The 16,628-nt window shown below is 54.1% G+C and carries 11 protein-coding genes and 1 pseudogene; 11 read left to right on the top strand and 1 reads right to left on the bottom strand.

What is annotated here, in order from left to right; translation table 11 throughout:
* Window positions 1-274: 274 nt before the first annotated feature.
* From OQJ98_02900 to OQJ98_02885, 4 genes are all read left to right on the top strand, one after another.
* Window positions 275-1,435: a site-specific integrase gene (locus tag OQJ98_02900; protein ID MCW9054898.1), complete on the top strand. Its 1,161-nt coding sequence runs from the start codon at window positions 275-277 to the stop codon at window positions 1,433-1,435.
* 41 nt (window positions 1,436-1,476) lie between these two features.
* Window positions 1,477-2,322, top strand: a complete 846-nt coding sequence (locus tag OQJ98_02895) for a hypothetical protein (GenBank protein MCW9054897.1) — start codon at window positions 1,477-1,479, stop codon at window positions 2,320-2,322.
* Window positions 2,323-2,420: 98 nt separating this feature from the next.
* On the top strand, window positions 2,421-2,720 hold the full coding sequence (locus tag OQJ98_02890) for a hypothetical protein (GenBank protein MCW9054896.1): 300 nt from the start codon (window positions 2,421-2,423) through the stop codon (window positions 2,718-2,720).
* 6 nt (window positions 2,721-2,726) lie between these two features.
* On the top strand, window positions 2,727-3,257 hold the full coding sequence (locus tag OQJ98_02885) for a hypothetical protein (protein MCW9054895.1): 531 nt from the start codon (window positions 2,727-2,729) through the stop codon (window positions 3,255-3,257).
* 58 nt (window positions 3,258-3,315) lie between these two features.
* Here OQJ98_02885 and OQJ98_02880 read toward each other — a convergent pair whose 3' ends face one another.
* Complete coding sequence (locus tag OQJ98_02880) at window positions 3,316-4,839, bottom strand: relaxase/mobilization nuclease domain-containing protein (GenBank protein MCW9054894.1); 1,524 nt, start codon at window positions 4,837-4,839, stop codon at window positions 3,316-3,318.
* Between the two features lie 256 nt (window positions 4,840-5,095).
* Between OQJ98_02880 and OQJ98_02875 the strand changes: the two genes are divergently transcribed.
* From OQJ98_02875 to OQJ98_02845, 7 genes and pseudogenes are all read left to right on the top strand, one after another.
* Entirely contained in the window at window positions 5,096-5,452 is a 357-nt protein-coding gene (locus OQJ98_02875; protein MCW9054893.1) for a hypothetical protein, read from the top strand.
* A 186-nt stretch (window positions 5,453-5,638) separates the two neighbouring features.
* Window positions 5,639-5,866 (top strand): hypothetical protein, encoded by a 228-nt coding sequence (locus OQJ98_02870; protein MCW9054892.1) that lies wholly within the window; start codon window positions 5,639-5,641, stop codon window positions 5,864-5,866.
* Window positions 5,867-6,455: 589 nt separating this feature from the next.
* Window positions 6,456-8,585, top strand: coding sequence for a type I restriction-modification system subunit M (locus OQJ98_02865; GenBank protein ID MCW9054891.1), 2,130 nt, complete (start codon window positions 6,456-6,458; stop codon window positions 8,583-8,585).
* 2 nt (window positions 8,586-8,587) lie between these two features.
* The gene (locus OQJ98_02860) at window positions 8,588-10,384 is read left to right on the top strand and encodes a DUF262 domain-containing protein (GenBank protein ID MCW9054890.1); all 1,797 of its coding nucleotides are present in this window, start codon (window positions 8,588-8,590) and stop codon (window positions 10,382-10,384) included.
* Between the two features lie 26 nt (window positions 10,385-10,410).
* Complete coding sequence (locus tag OQJ98_02855) at window positions 10,411-11,472, top strand: hypothetical protein (GenBank protein ID MCW9054889.1); 1,062 nt, start codon at window positions 10,411-10,413, stop codon at window positions 11,470-11,472.
* A pseudogene (locus OQJ98_02850) lies at window positions 11,472-12,050 on the top strand (NADAR family protein). The gene OQJ98_02855 and the pseudogene OQJ98_02850 overlap by 1 nt, the downstream one beginning before the upstream one ends.
* Window positions 12,051-13,587: 1,537 nt before the next feature.
* The gene (locus OQJ98_02845; GenBank protein ID MCW9054888.1) at window positions 13,588-16,527 is read left to right on the top strand and encodes a type I restriction endonuclease subunit R; all 2,940 of its coding nucleotides are present in this window, start codon (window positions 13,588-13,590) and stop codon (window positions 16,525-16,527) included.
* Window positions 16,528-16,628 lie beyond the last annotated feature (101 nt).

Below are 16,628 nucleotides of genomic sequence, written 5' to 3'. Positions count from 1 at the left end.
GTGCCCAGACACAAACAACGCCCTAGCCGTTTCCAGCTAGGGCATTGTTTTTATTGGTTGCGGGGAGAGGATTTGAACCTCTGACCTTCAGGTTATGAGTTTGACGACCGCCTCCTTGCGGGCGCCTGCGGGAGATGGATTAAGCGTGATTTTCTCTTATATTTCAACATATTGACTCAAAGCCCATTTTTGATCAAGATTGTCAAAGGGTGCTTACCCGAGGCCGTTTTTGCTTACCTGTGCTTACCTCATGCTTACCTGAAACGAGGTCGAATTGGCCAAACTGAGCAAAAATCTGATCAGGAATCTGCGGGCGAACGGACGCGAGGTCGTCCTGTGGGATGACGCCCTCCCCGGCTTCGGCGTACGCACCAAGAAATCCGGATTGAAGACCTACGTTCTTCAATACCGGAACGCCCACGGGCGTAGCAAAAGACTCTCATTGGGTCATGTCGGCGAAGTCACCCTCGATCAGGCGCGGCGCGAAGCGATCCGCCTCAAGGGCGGCATATCGCTTGGCAACGATCCGGCCCAGCAGCGCGCCGACCTCAGAAACGGGGATACACTGCGCGATCTGACCGATCGATACATGACCGATCATTGCGAAGGCCGGTGCAAGGAGAGCACCATGGATGCCCATCAATGGCTGCTCGACAAATTCATCCTGCCGAGACTGGGCGCCTTCAAGATCACCGAGGTGCGACCGGAAGATGTGGCGAACCTCCATCAGGCTCTGCGCAACACGCCTTACAACGCAAACCGGGCTCTCGGACTGATCAGGGCAATCTACAACAAAGCCGAACAATGGGGCGTGATGCTCCCCAACAGCAATCCGGCAACCGTCATCAAACCCTTCCGGGAAAGAAAGCGACAACGATATCTGTCGCCCGATGAGTTCAAGGCGCTGTTCCGGATTCTGGATGAGCAGGAGGCTCTCAAGGTGATCGGAACCTATCAGGCCGCGGCCATACGTCTCCTCGCCGTTACCGGGTGCCGGATGGGCGAGATCCTGAGCCTGGAATGGTCGAGTGTGGATTTTATCAACCGGCGCCTTCTGCTGGACCACCACAAGACCGACCACAAGGGTGTAAAGGCGATCCCCTTGAATGCGGTGGCGGTGCGCATTCTGGAAAATCTGCCGAGAGTTGAAGACAATAAATATGTGATTGTCGGCCGCAATGAAGGAACCCACCTCGTAAACCTTCAGAAACCTTGGCGGCATATCCGCAAAAAAGCCAAGCTCGCTGACGTACGGATCCATGATCTTCGGCACAGCTTCGCCAGCGCCGCGGCATCCGCCGGAGTACCCCTCATGATGATTGGTGCCATGCTCGGCCATTCCAGCCCACAGACGACGGCGCGCTACGCTCATCTGAGCCAGGACCCTGTCAAACAGGCTTCGGAAATCGTAGGGGAAGTCCTGCGCATTTACTAAAATAGAACTTCGTATACCTTGCTCATAACGGATCGCAAGCGATGCCAAAGAAACAAACTCCGAAGAATAATAACGCAGATGGAATTCTCTACATCACGAATGAGGAGATGAAACGCCTCAAGCGTGAGGGCGATTGGCCTGCCGGCCTGGAAATGGAGGCTGGTACATATGCGTGGTTGATCCCAAGAAACCATCCTCGCCATACGGAACTGATGAAAATTTATGGGACGCAAGCCGCAAAAGACGCCTTTCTTGAATACAAAATCGCGCAGGCCGACCGCGGAGAAAAAGTAAGAGAGCTCATGGGTGGGCCGAAGCTGGTCCCAAGAAATGAACGAGAACACCTGTACATAATTGATCCAGAAATCGCCCATGAAATCGGAGCCGATTTTGATCACATGCTAAGAATGTGGTTCGTGCCGAAGGGCCGGAGCGACGTTCAAAAACTCAAAAAAAAGTATCAGTCAAAGCAGGCCATCAAAGCGTGGACTGAACAGAAAGAGGCGCGCCGCAAGCGAGACAGGGATATCCGGGAGGCGGCGCGACAAGATAGAAGATTTGAATCTTCAGAGAACAAAAACCCCAGAGGCGGGAAGCCAGGCCCAAAAGTTTGGGGCGACCACCAAGGGCAAAACATATCACTCGGACGTGTCGCTGAACATCTGGCCGCCGACCTCTTTCGCCGCAGAGAAATAGACGAAAATATGACAAAAACGTATGTCTTTGATTTGATCGCGAGAACCCTGCGGGAACGCGGCTTCGAGATTTCGGTGGATACCGTCAGAAAGCACTTGGGTCCCGATTGGAAAAATTTCCTGAAAAAACTTCAGGCAGATCAAGAAAAGCAAAGAAAACTCATTGTCAAGACCCTTATTTCCCGGGAATAGCGCTGTTCTTTTCCCAATCCATATCTGGCTGACTGCTTGCATCTTCACCAATAGAGGACAAGCAAATGAGCCCCGATTACAAATCTTCACTTTTTGTCATGATCGACAAAATGCAACGTGAAAAACCAGGCTGGTTACTCGAATTCATCGATACCGACGAGGCATCACGGCTAACAGCGATTCCAAAAGAGACATTGATCACGATGCGTTCAAGAGGCGGGGGGCCTCCGTTCACCCGCCCAGCAGGGACGCGTTTGGTCCGTTATATTCGTGTTCACATTTTCGATTGGATGCTTAGCGGCGGCGTCAAACTGAACACAGCGGATGGTGGCCTTATCCCTATGCCTAGACTCGCCCCCGAATTTACCCCTATCGGGCCAACGGAAAGCGATGGGTAAGCGGAGATGCGCAAGTCACAGCAATCCGCTTCTTGGTCAAGCAACGTCAAGAATCGTTCACAGAAAGAAAAAATCACGCTCAATCCATCTCCCGCAGGCGCCCGCAAGGAGGCGGTCGTCAAACTCACCCGCCAAACGCGCGGTGCGAATAGATCAGGGGAATACGATGAGGCAATGAGGCTGTTTATGGGTAGAAAAGATGTGGAATTCCGTGTTCGGTTGACGGCAGCGATGCATGAAAGAATGATTCAATCACTGGTGCGTTATGACTGCCGAACACAAAGCCAGTTAGCAAGGGAGCTTATTGCGTTTGGGCTGGCATCTTCGGGAAGCTCTTCCCCCAAAGACATGAAGAAGCTTTTTCGCCTTCATTGGCAACTCGAGAGCTGCCTGGCTCAAGCCGGCATTATCCAACCAAGCGCGTTTTCCTCAATCGACTTAAAAGAAGATGATCTTTTCGACGAAACCCTGAAGATGCTCAAGCTTCTGATCGAAGCGCTGCAAAACCAAAAACTCTTCGCCTGCCGAGACGCCTGATGCAGAAGTCCATTTACCCCACCTATTGTTTTGAAGGTGATAGGATCTGAAAAACCACTCACATCTCAACGCCTCTTCTTTTTGATACTGCCCGTCGTGTTTCTTCGCGAGCTCTATCAGGGTGAGTTGCGCTAGGCCTCTTTGGCTGACCTTCATTTTTTTCAGCATCGTGAACTGGAGAGTCAGGCGCGACACTCCATCGTCTTTTCTTGCCGCCCTGCTCCACTACATTCACAACCGGCTGCTTCAAGGCATCTTCGACGACCCACGCGATTTTTTTGGCCTGTTCATCATTGACATCGATCAGTCGGGCATAATCCGCCACCCCCAAAAGACTTTGGGCAACGCGCATTCGATCCCGAAAAACGGCCCGCGGATTGATGGCACCACCTTCTATCGCCGCTAGTGTTTTCTTCCCGACCGGGAGCGGGGCATATTCAGGGGTGATCAGCGGTGTTTCCTCAATCATTCGAGCGAGTGAGTCATTATCTCTAAGCTTCTCGGCATCAGAGGTGACTTCTCCAAACGCGCTAGGTTGCTTATGCAGCCACCAAATTGCCAAAGCTCGATTGGGATATTTGAGTGTCCCCTGCCCTGTCCGCGTTACCCCTTCGGATGCCATAACGACCCATGAGCGTAAAGCCTCAACAGGGTCGATGAACGAGTGCTCAATTTCACGAAAAATCGGCTTCAACTCGGGCGGGATATTTTTGCGAGTTTTTTGTTGGCGGGATTTTGTGAGGAGCTGTTTCAATCGAGTGAGATTCCATGCACCAGTGCGCCCGTAATCTTGCCGCTTGGCTTGCACTCTCTGAATATAACCCTCGCCGAATTCTTCCCACCAGGCCGGCACCTTCTCTGACAAGGGTTTGCGTTTGTATCGCCCCATAGATTTATGGGGGCGTAGCGGCTCATCCCCACGCATGACCGCAGATCGTGTTTCCCAACGGTCTTCGCGTCTGGTCACTTCGTGTGGTAGGCCAGCGGCAACCAAGTTCATTCCGAATTCAGTTCGGATTGCGTCGGTGAATTTGCAGCTCCAGTCCGTTCGCAAGCGCCCGCCAAATTCCGAGACGGACTTGATCAGAACATGGGTATGAATCCGCGGGGCTTTGTCCGTATGAACGCACCAAAGAACCCGATGGCCGCTAGCGACAAACATCCGATCGATCGTCACTTTGGCCGCAGCCTTCAGGCGCTCAACATCCCTTTCAAAGTCATCACTGTCACTGACGGCCGATAACACGATGTGATGGACCTGGGTGTTATGTAGTCGCGCTTTCAATGGCAGTTGTTTGACCGCTTCGGCATCCCCATCGGCGATAAGCCCCCTCGCCGTCTTTGAATGGTTTTCTTCATCGCTGCGCAGGTTCCATCGTTTAACTTCCTCAATAATCCGCTCGCCGGTCAGTTCGTTTCCCAGGCGATCGAGCATAGGAATCGCAGGCTCCTCGTTACGGATGTCTTCAGCCCGTTCACGGGAGCAGTAGTGCGCGGAGTTGAGAACGCCTTGGCGGGACTTGAGGGTCGAGGCCACTTTCACGATGGCTTGACGCCCCCTGAAATAGCGCCAATCTCGCAAAATACAGCGAATTCGATCTCTGACAGCTGTTCGCTCAGGCCCCTTCGGCGGATCGATGCTTCGCATGCCGGAACCGCGCATTCCCATTATGGGAAGCATCACCAAGCGTTCTATTTCACGCGCATCTGCCTCTGAGAACCGCCCCATGCGGGGTTTAAATTCATCCCAATCATCAGAACCCATTTTTCATATCCCGGTCAGATCAACCGAGATAAAAACTACAAAACAAGACAATGGATGTATGTAACACATTGTAATGTTTGTTGATTTTTTATTAGGAGAAATTGAAGGAGTTTGTGCTAGATGGATAGAGAGTGAAGATGTGATGTTGTTTATACAGCCAACGACGAGAGAGGTTGGTAATGAGTACAGGCAAACGGAAAACAGCTACTCCCATGACCCTGCGATCCGCTATACCGCCGACACAGCGCCGGGACTTGCCGGTTGTTCCGAGTTACATCGGCCAGACGACACCGCTGCCCACCTTTATGGGCGCTGGGCTTCGCGGCCTGAGCCGGCCAGCCAGAATCACGAAGACAAACATGAGCTGCACGGACTTTCTGAAGGGGAGCTAGCCACACTTGCCTTCACGACAACTTTGGCGGACCGTTGAAAGTAATGAAACAACCCAATCCTAAACATAACTCAAACAGCTCATCTCCTGTACACCGGGCATTGACCGAGGCTGAAAAAGAGATGCTGCTTAAGAGGTCGCGTGAGATTCGCGACAACTGACCTCGGCTACGGCGTTTGGCGATGCCAGGTTTTTATAAATCTCAAAGATAGACGGATCAGAAAAATGGCCTTACAGAAATTGCCAACTACCCCGCCATTCTGCACCCTCTTGCCTGACGCCGACTGTTCGAACGATTCAGCCCGCGACGACGAGTTGAGGAGGCTGCCACTGACCTCTATGGCTAGGGATCCAAGGCCGCGCTACAGGCTGAAGGCGGCGGTGGTCGTCCTCTCCGACGATTCGGAGATCGCCACCCGGATGCGCGTACGGCCGCCCTTTTCCATGATCTAGAATCCGGCGCCGTCGCCCATGAATTATCGGATTGATTGATTCTGTGTCACATTTTGCAAATCCTGCTTAACCAAAGCAGGATGTTTTGCAGTTCTCTAATTCTATATTTCAACTGATATTTCAATTGGTTATTAAAACTCGCTGGAATCGCGCGAAAGCCCATAAGCGTGACTTTCTCGTCTTATTTATCAAAGTGGCTGTGACCCGGTCGAAAATTGGCGTGACCCACCCTAAAAACGCCGTGACCCGGGCCAAAAAGCCCGTGACCCTGCCCTAAAATGCTGTGACCCGTTTTTGGCCTTAATTGAGAGCGCCTCATTGAGAGCGCCTCTCAACTGGTCATTGGTCAGTGAATCAATTTTTCTAAGAAAGAATAATAACGAAATGACCGCGTGGACCAGCTCAGGATTCGCCTTCGACGGCTTGATCGCAGCACCCGTAATGAGCAATCATTTTCTTTAAGATTCTACCGATAATCGATGGCGGTTTGACCATCTGACATTGAGCCTTTCTTAAATACAGCCCAGAATGCGGAAGCAATCCGTCGAAAGCATTCAGGTTCAGTCTAAATTTTTTCAGGGAAGATAGCGTGAGCGGCTTAAATATCAGCAACTTCATTTGGAATATTGCGGACGACGTCCTGCGCGACATATACGTGCGGGGCAAGTATCGCGACGTCATCCTACCCATGACGGTTATCCGACGGCTTGATGCCGTTCTGGAACCGACGAAAGATGCCGTTCTGGCAATGAAGGCTCAGCTCGACACAGCAGGCGTTGCAAATCAGCACGCCGCGCTCTGTCAGGCTTCGGGTGAGGCGTTCTACAACACGTCTCAGTTTCGGCTTCGCGACCTGGCATCAAAAGCCCGTCGCCAACAATTAAAGTCTGATTTTGAAGCCTATCTCGACGGCTTCTCGCCTAACGTCCAGGAAGTTCTGGACAAGTTCAAGTTCCGCAATCAAATCCCGACCCTCGTCGATGCGGATATCTTGGGCTTTCTGATCGAGAAGTTCCTTGACCCTTCGGTCAACCTCAGCCCAAAGCCGGTGCTACACCAGGATGGTAGCGAGCGCCTTCCCGGTCTCGACAACCACTCCATGGGAACGATTTTCGAAGAACTCATTCGCCGCTTCAACGAAGAGAACAATGAGGAAGCCGGAGAGCACTTCACCCCCCGCGATGTCGTGGAACTAATGGCGTTCCTCATCTTCAAACCGATCGCCGATGACATCCAGTCAGGCACCTACCTCGTGTACGATGGCGCCTGCGGTACTGGCGGCATGCTGACCGTGGCAGAAGATACTCTCATCAAGCTGGCGACCGACCATGGCAAGGAAGTGTCGGTCCATCTTTATGGACAAGAGGTGCAGCCTGAAACCTTCGCCATCAGCAAGGCCGACCTGATCCTTAAGGGTGAAGGTGCTGAAGCTGAGAATATGAAATACGGCTCGACGCTGTCGGGCGATGCTTTTCCGTCACGCGAATTCGACTTCATGTTGTCGAACCCGCCCTACGGAAAAAGCTGGAAGTCCGACCTCGACCGGATGGGCGGCAAGAAGGATATCACCGACCCGCGTTTTATCATCGAGCATGGCGGCGATCCTGAATACAGTCTGATCACCCGCTCCAGCGATGGTCAGATGGTTTTCCTCGCCAACATGCTGAACAAGATGAAGAAGGACAGCAAGGTTGGCAGCCGCATTGCCGAGGTTCACAACGGCTCGGCCTTGTTCACGGGCGATGCTGGCTCCGGTGAAAGCAATGTCCGGCGCTGGGTGATTGAAAATGACTGGCTTGAAGCCATCATCGCCCTGCCCCTGAACATTTTCTACAACACCGGCATTGCGACCTACATCTGGGTGCTGAGCAACCGCAAGTCGCCGGAGCGCAAGGGCAAGGTTCATCTGGTGGACGCCACCTCGTGGTTCAAACCGCTGCGTAAGAACCTGGGCAAGAAGAACTGCGAGCTTGGGCCTGACGACATTGAGAAAATCTGCAGCGCCTTCCTTAATGGCGAAGAGAGCGAGCAGTCGAAGGTCTTTCCCAATGATGCTTTTGGGTATTGGAAGGTCACGGTCGAACGACCGCTTCGCCTGAAGGTCGAGATGTCTGAGCGCGCGCTCAAGCGCTTCGCTCTGGCCTGTAAGGATGCAGGCGAAGAGCCGCTTATGGAACTTCTCGAGGCGGTTGCAGGTGATATTGGACCGGGCCCGCATCAGGACTTCAACGCGTTCATCGAGACCTTGGATACACTGGCTAAAGCCCATGGCGTGCGCATGACAGCGAAACGGCAGAAGCTGATCATGGCCACGCTCGGCATCAAGGATGCCGACGCCGAACCCGTCATAAAGAAAGTGACCAAAGCCAAAGGCCCGCACGAAGACGACGAGGCCCTCTATGGCCGCTACCAGAAAGTCATTAATGGCAAGGCCGTCATTGTCGAATACGAGCCCGATAGCGAATTGCGCGATACGGAGCAAGTGCCGTTTCTGGAGGACGGCGGAATCGAGGCGTTCATCGGCCGCGAGGTGCTGCCCCACGCGTCCGACGCTTGGATCGAAGACGGCAAGACAGTCATTGGTTATGAAATCTCGTTCACGCGGAATTTCTACAAGCCGCAGCCGTTGCGCCCACTGGCCGACATCGAAGCTGACATCCGTGCCCTTGAAGAAGAAACAGAAGGTCTTCTCGAAGACGTTCTGACGGGAGGACACTGAGCATGGCCACCCAGCGCTATTCCGTCACCCCCCATCCGATCGAAACGCTTCTCACCTGGGTAAAGTCGGGTGAAATCGCCATTCCCGAAATTCAGCGTCCCTTCGTCTGGGATGCGACCAAAGTCCGCAACCTGCTCGATTCCCTCTATCAGGGCTATCCGGTGGGCTACCTGATCGCCTGGCGCAACCCCTCGGTGCGCCTGAAGGACGGCTCGTCCTCCTCAGGCAAACGCATTCTCATCGACGGCCAGCAGCGGGTCACGGCACTTATGGCTGCGCTACTTGGGCGCGAGGTTCTAACGAAGGACTATGAAACTGTCCGCATCCGCATCGCTTTTCATCCCGTCGAGGAAAAGTTCGAAGTTTCAAACCCGGCCATTCAAAAGGACGTCGCGTGGATTCCTGATTTAGCCGAGGTCTTTGCGCCGGACGCCAGCCTCACGAAGCTCACGCGCGACTACGCCACACGTAACCCCGACGCCGATCAAGATGAAGTCTCGATCGTCCTGGAGCGGGTGCGCAAGATCATTAACAACCATGTTGGCTTCATCGAACTAGCCGAAGATCTCGATATAGAGACGGTGACCGAGATATTCATCCGCGTGAACTCAGCCGGCGCATCCCTCAGCCAAGCCGATTTTGCCATGTCAAAGATCGCAGCGAACGATACCTACGGCGGCAACATGCTGCGAAAGGCCATCGACTATTTCTGCCACTTGGCGATCGCGCCGGAATTCCTGTCGCGTATAGAAAAGGGCGACAAGGCTTTCGCCGCCTCCGAATTCCTGCCAAAGATGCGCTGGTTGAAGGACGTTAACGACGACCTCTACGACCCCTCCTACACCGATATGTTGCGCGTGGCGTTCACGTCGGAATTCCGACGCGGCAAACTTCAAGACCTCGTAGCCCTGCTGTCGGGCCGGAATTTTGAGACCAAACAGTACGAAGAAACGGTGGCAGAGGAATCGTTCGCCAAGCTGAAGACAGGCGTTCTGAACTTCATCAACAAAACGCATTTCGACCGGCTGACGATGATCCTGCGCTCGGCAGGGTTCATCACGTCGAAGCTGATCCGCAGCCAGAACGCCATCAACTTCGCCTATATCCTGTACCTGCGCGGCCGTGGCGAGGGCATGCCGGCGGCCGATATCGAACGGCTGGTGCGGCGCTGGTATGTCATGTCTTTGCTGCGCGGGCGCTATTCGGGCAGCCCGGAAACCACGTTCGATTTCGACATCCGGCAAATCGAATCCCAGGGCCTCGCGAAGTATACCGAGGCGGTGATCGAAGCCGAACTGCCGGAGAGCTTCTGGACAACCCTGCTGCCGCAGGAGATGGACACCTCATCGGGCTCCAGCCCCTATTTCCTCGTCTATCAGGCCGCCCAGGCGAAGCTGGGTGATCTGGGGTTCCTGTCGCGCGACATCACAGTGCGCGACTTGCTGTTGAACCGCAGCGACGTGCACCACGTCTATCCGCGCAATCTTCTAAAGAAACAGGGCATGACGCGGGGACGGTACAATCAAATCGCCAACTTCGTAGTGGCCCAGAGCGAGATCAATATCGGCATCGGAGACCGCGCGCCTGAGGTCTATTTCGCCGAACTAGCTGAGCAGTGCAATGGCGGGCCAAAGAAGCATGGCGGCATCACCGATCTGGAGGAACTCCGCGCCAATTTAGCGATGAGTTGCTTGCCAGAAAGCCTACTAAGCGGCGAAGCCCCCGACTATGGCGATTTTCTAGAAACACGACGAAAGCTCATGGCCCAAAAAATCAAAACCTATTTCGAGGGGCTGTGATATGGCGATGGCTGGATTAGACTGCGATGGAGGGGAAAGCAATGGCAGAGCGTGATGACTTGCTAGCGTCGATCGCCGCAACAACGGCTGACTACCGCGAAGGCGATCTTGCCGCCCCGACGCCAGCTCATGTTGAGAAATGGGTCAACCAGTTCGATGCAGCCGTGCAGGTGCCGATCTTACGCGAAATGGATCATGTGCTAAAGAAAACCTACTTCTCTAGGCAAAGGACAGTCGGATTTCTTGCCGGCCTATTTCAGACAGAAAAATTAGTAGGCCCTGACCCATGTGCTTTTTGGAAAAACGTCAAATTTCTGAACATACAAAAAGGCGGAGCAAGTCAAACTCAAATGCTCGCTCTTTTCAGCAAAATTCTAAAAACAAAATGTGGTTTTGAGGCAGCGGCCTGTGGCAGCAATCCCAGCGTATATGTCTATATAGATGACGCCACATTTACCGGGAACCGGGTAAAACAAGATCTGGAAAGTTGGGTGATCAAGGACGCACCAAATTCAGCCACTGTGCATGTGATCCTAATCGCCCTGCATTCTGGTGCTAGATATTATGCAGAGCACCACCACAAAGGGAACATACTAAAATCTGCAAGTGACGCTGGAAAGAATATTGATTTTCATTGGTGGTGTGCTGAGGAGTTAGAGAATCAAAAAGCACACACAAATACATCAGATGTCTTGAGACCTGTCCGCATTCCTGACGACAAAACCGTCCAAGAGTACGTCGATTCCATGACCCACAAGCCGCACTTGCGGACGGCGGGACACGTTGGTGGAAAAGGTCTTTTTACCAGCGATGAAGGAAGACAACTTCTGGAGGATGAATTTCTAAAAGCAGGCACGCGCATTCGAAAGGCATGTCCGAATTTGAATAAATATCAGCGCCCACTTGGAAACATGCTTCTCGAGACGTTGGGTTTCGGATCCTTGATTGTCACCTTCAGGAATTGTCCAAATAATGCCCCGCTGGCGCTGTGGGCTGGCGATCCTTGGTATCCATTGTTCCCCCGTGTCACCAACAGCGATACCGCCATGAAGCGCTTCATGGCCATGTTGGCGAAGGATGTGTTCTGATGTCCCAAGCCAGCCAGGTTCGCACATATGACCGCGCCGAGAGTGTCGTCTTTCTAAAGACGAACGAACGGTTTGGCGGTTTATCGAACATGGCGCCTGGCTTTCCGCTGCGAATCAACGGCGTTCGGATCCGAACGTCGGAAGCCCTCTATCAGGCCTGCCGCTTCCCGCACATGCCGGACGTACAGCGCCTCATCATCGAACAAAACAGCCCGATGACAGCGAAGATGCGCAGCAAGCCATACCGCAAGGACTCCCGGCCGGATTGGGACGCAGTGCGCGTGAAGATCATGCGCTGGTGTCTGCGGGTCAAGCTTGTCCAGAACTGGCGCGAGTTTGGCCGATTGCTGTTGGCGACCGGCGACCGCCCCATCGTAGAGCAGTCCAGGAAGGATGACTTCTGGGGCGCGAAGGTTGCCGAGGACGGTGCATTGGTTGGCATGAACGTGCTGGGCCGCCTGTTGATGGAACTGCGTGAGCAACTGAAAGAGGATGCTTCGGAAAGCCTGAAAATCGTCGAACCGCTTTCGATCCCCCGGTTTTTGCTGCTGGAACAAGATATCGAGTTGGTGAATGCCACCGATAACGCTTCACACGCCACTCAGACCATGCAGCTACCGCGAGACCTACCCCAAGCGTCTCTTTTTGATCAGCCCGCCGCCGCACGGAAACCAATGGATATTCAAAATGATTGCGCGGACAAGACGCCGCGCCAGAGCTCGCCCAAACCCTATCCGACCTATCGCGACAGCGGATTGCCTTGGCTGGGCCATGTGCCTGAGCATTGGGATGTGCCTCGAAGCAAATATCTGTTTCGAGAAATTGATGACCGAACTAACACTGGTACAGAGACGCTTTTGTCAATGCGGCAAGCTCATGGGCTTATACCCCATGCGAAGGTTTCAACAAAGCCGGTCACTCCAGATGAATTGAAGGGCTACAAGCGCGTAAAGACGGGCGAACTCGTGCTCAATCGGATGCAGGCATCAAATGGTATGTTTGCAGTAGCGCGTGAGGCTGGCCTTGTCAGTCCGGACTATGCTGTTTTTCGTTTTTTGCAGCCGATAGAGCCGGACTTTTATGTCGATCTGTTCAAGACAAACATCTACCGGGCGAAGTTCCGACAGGAATCTAAAGGGCTCGGCACCGGCATGTCCGGCTTTTTGAGGCTTTATTCGGATCGCTTCGGCACGATTCCGGTGCCGCAACCACCATCGGACGAGCAGCGCTGTATCGTTGAATTCGTCCGAAGCTATGATCACAACGTCCACCGCCTCATCCGCAACAAGCGACGGCTGATCGGGCTGTTGAATGAGCAGAAGCAGGCGATCATCAACCAGGCCGTCACGCGCGGCCTGAACCCCAATGCCCCGATGAAACCCACCGGCATCGACTGGATGCCCGAGGTTCCGGTGCATTGGGAGGTAAAGCCACTCAAGCATTGGCTTCGTGAGAGCGCAAAGGCGCTTGGTGACAAGACCGATCCTGACTACTCGTTCGATTACCTCGACATCAGTTGTGTTGGTACAGGCTATCTGACTGCAAAGCCGGAGCGCTTGCGCTTCGAGAACGCACCATCGCGCGCCCGACAGATAGTGCAAAAGGGTGACACACTAATTTCCACGGTCCGAACATACCTAAAAGCCGTCTACTTCGTTGAAGATGAATGGCCGGATTTGATCGCGTCAACTGGGTTCGCAGTCTTGCGCCCAGTTTCTGAAATCGAACCAAAATTGCTCGGCATGATCCTACAAAGCAGTACATTCATTGAACGCGTTATTCGCAGTTCAATAGGCGTCGCCTATCCCGCCATCTCTGAAACAAAGCTGGGCACCTTGCATGTTGCGATTCCGCTGGATCGTGAAGAGCAGAACCTCCTGCTGAATGCGGTTCAGGATGAAACCGGCGCGCTGAATGCAGCAATTGAAAAAGCCCAGTCAGAAATTGCGCTCATCGGTGAGTACCGCGAACGCCTGATTGCAGATATTATTACCGGCAAGTTGGATGTGCGTCACGTCGATATTGTGGTTCCCATTGATGATGTCGAAATCGACGAAGCTAAGGAGTTAGACGCCGACGACGAACTGACGGACGACGACATGATGGAGGGGGCCGATGCCGACGACTGACACCAGCGAGAAAGGTCTCGAAACCCTCATCGTCAGTTCTTTGATCGGTGACGCCGGATACGTTGCAGGCGAGTCCAAGGACTTCGACCGCGACCATGCGGTCGACCTTGCGAAGGTGAGTGCATTCATTACAACCACCCAGCCCGAAGCCGCCGAAGCGCTTGGGCTGGCTGAAGATGGCCCCAAAAGACTTCAATTCCTGCACCGCCTGCAAGGCGAGATCGCCAAGCGCGGCGTCATTGATGTGCTGCGGGGCGGCGTCAAACACGGCCCGGTCTCAATCGAGTTGTTCTACGGAACACCATCGGTGGGCAACCCGAAAGCAGAAGAGCTGTTCGCCGCCAATATCTTCAGCGTCACCCGCCAACTGCATTACTCCAAGGACGGCACCAAGCTGTCGCTAGATGCTGCTATCTTCATCAACGGCCTGCCGATTGCGACATTCGAGCTGAAGAACAGCCTGACAAAACAGACGGTCGAAGACGCCATCGAACAATACAAGCGCGACCGTGACCCCAAGGAGCTTCTGTTCCAGTTCGGCCGCTGCGTGGTTCACTTCGCTGTCGATGACCACGAAGTGCGGATGTGCACCCACCTAAAGGGCAAGGCGTCGTGGTTCCTGCCCTTTAACAAGGGCTGGAACGATGGGGCTGGCAATCCGCCCAATCCGCATGGGCTGAAAACCGACTATCTCTGGAAAGAGGTTCTGACCAAGCGCAACCTGACCGACATTCTGGAGAACTATGCCCAGGTTGTCGAAGAGACCGACGACAAGGGCAAAAAGAAGCCGCCAAAGCAAGTGTTCCCGCGCTTCCACCAGTTGGACGTCGTGCGAAAGCTACTGGCTGATGCGGAAAGCTCTGGCGCGGGCAAGCGCTACCTGATCCAGCATTCGGCCGGCTCCGGCAAGAGCAACTCCATCGCATGGCTGAGCCATCAGCTGATCGGGCTGGAGACGGACGGCAAGACCACCTTCGATACGGTCATCGTGGTGACAGACCGGCGCGTGTTGGACAAGCAGATCCGCGACACCATCAAGCAGTTTGCACAGGTCGCCTCAATTGTCGGCCATGCGGAACGCTCGGGTGATCTGCGGGCCTTCCTGAAGGCGGGCAAGAAGATCGTCATCACGACGGTGCAGAAGTTCCCGTTCATCCTGGAAGAAATCGGTGATGAACACCGGGGTCGGTCCTTCGCCGTCATCATCGACGAGGCGCATTCAAGCCAGGGCGGCCGGACATCGGCGAAGATGAACATCGCGCTCGCCGCCGATGGGGGCGAGGAAGAGGACGAAACCGTTGAGGACACCATCAACCGGCTGATGGAAGCCCGCAAGGTGCTGCCCAACGCCAGCTATTTCGCGTTCACGGCGACGCCCAAGAACAAGACACTGGAGATATTCGGCGCGGGCGTTCCGGAGGGCGGCAAGGTCAAGCATGTGCCCTTCCACAGCTATACGATGAAGCAGGCCATTCAGGAGGGTTTCATCCTCGATGTGCTGAAGCACTATACGCCAGTCGATAGCTATTACCGCCTGATGAAGACGGTTGAAGACGACCCGCAGTTTGACAGCAAGCGCGCACAGAAGAAGCTGCGCCGCTATGTGGAGTCCCACGACCACGCCATCCGGAAAAAAGCTGAGATCATGGTCGATCACTTCCACGACCAGGTCATTGGCCACAGGAAGATTGGCGGTGCCGCACGAGCCATGGTGGTCACCAGCGGCATTCATCGAGCGATCCAGTATTTTCACGCGTTCCGCGACTACCTGAAGGAGCGAAAAAGCCCTTATGAGGCGATCGTCGCCTTCTCCGGCGAGCATGAATATGGCGGCCAGAAGTTGACGGAGGCCAGCTTGAACGGCTTCCCAAGCAACAAGATCGAGGCAATGGTCAAGACGGACCCGTACCGGTTTCTGATCGTCGCGGACAAGTTCCAGACCGGTTACGACGAACCGCTGCTCCACACCATGTATGTCGACAAGACGCTGTCGAGCATCAAGGCCGTCCAGACCTTATCCCGCCTCAACCGGGCGCACCCGCAGAAGCACGATACGTTCGTTCTGGATTTCATGAACGATATCGACGGCATTAAGGCCTCGTTCGAAGATTATTACCGGACAACCATTCTCAGCGAGGAAACAGACCCCAACAAGCTGCACGACTTGAAGGCCAGCCTTGATGGCTATCAGGTCTATTCCTGGGAGCAGGTTGAGGATCTGGTTGCGCTGTATCTTGGGGGTGCCGATAGGGACAAGCTGGACCCAATTCTCGACGCCTGTGTGGCGACCTATAAAACAGATCTAGACGAAGATGGACAGGTCGATTTCAAGGGCAAGTGCAAGGCGTTCACGCGCACCTATGGATTTCTGGCCGCCATTCTTCCCTACTCGAACGCCGATTGGGAGAAGCTGTCAATCTTCCTGAACTTCCTGACACCGAAGCTCCCTGCACCGGAAGAACAGGACCTCTCCAAGGGTATCCTCGCTTCAATCGACATGGACAGCTATCGGGTGGAAGCGCAGGCCACGATGTCGATTGCGCTGCCGGACGCCGACGCCGAGATTGACCCGGTCCCGACGTCGGGTGGTGGGCGCAAGCCGGAACCGGAGCTTGATCTCCTGAGCAACATCCTGAAGACCTTCAACGACATGTTCGGTAATATCGACTGGAAGGACGCGGACAAAATCGGAAAGGTGATTGCCGAAGAGTTACCCACGAAGGTGGCCGCTGACAAAGCTTACCAAAACGCTATGAAAAACTCGGACAAACAGAATGCACGGATCGAGCACGACAAGGCATTGGAACGCGCCGTTATCGAACTGCTGACGGATCACACTGAGCTGTTCAAGCAATTCAGCGACAATCCCTCGTTCAAGAAATGGCTGGCTGAGACAATCTTCGCGGCAACCTACGATGCCGCGTGACGTGCCCCACCAAGATCCATTCAACTTGAAGTTAGTCCGCTCTCTGAAAAAGTGAACAGATGATGAAAAGTTTCCGACCAGCGAAGAAAAAGTATCCGGTT

It is taken from the genome of Candidatus Paceibacterota bacterium, assembly GCA_026195275.1.
Taxonomy (GTDB): Bacteria; Patescibacteriota; Minisyncoccia; order Phycocordibacterales; family JABMNX01; genus JABMNX01.
Note: the sequence above shows the minus strand (reverse complement) of the source record. Positions and strands in the feature narration are given on the sequence as shown.

Coding starts and splice junctions, on each gene's coding strand:
- OQJ98_02890 (MCW9054896.1), top strand. CDS start 2,421: ATGATCGACAAAATGCAACGTGAAAAACCAGGCTGGTTACTCGAATTC.
- OQJ98_02845 (MCW9054888.1), top strand. CDS start 13,588: ATGCCGACGACTGACACCAGCGAGAAAGGTCTCGAAACCCTCATCGTC.
- OQJ98_02870 (MCW9054892.1), top strand. CDS start 5,639: ATGGCCTTACAGAAATTGCCAACTACCCCGCCATTCTGCACCCTCTTG.
- OQJ98_02895 (MCW9054897.1), top strand. CDS start 1,477: ATGCCAAAGAAACAAACTCCGAAGAATAATAACGCAGATGGAATTCTC.
- OQJ98_02885 (MCW9054895.1), top strand. CDS start 2,727: ATGCGCAAGTCACAGCAATCCGCTTCTTGGTCAAGCAACGTCAAGAAT.
- OQJ98_02855 (MCW9054889.1), top strand. CDS start 10,411: ATGGAGGGGAAAGCAATGGCAGAGCGTGATGACTTGCTAGCGTCGATC.
- OQJ98_02875 (MCW9054893.1), top strand. CDS start 5,096: ATGTTTGTTGATTTTTTATTAGGAGAAATTGAAGGAGTTTGTGCTAGA.
- OQJ98_02860 (MCW9054890.1), top strand. CDS start 8,588: ATGGCCACCCAGCGCTATTCCGTCACCCCCCATCCGATCGAAACGCTT.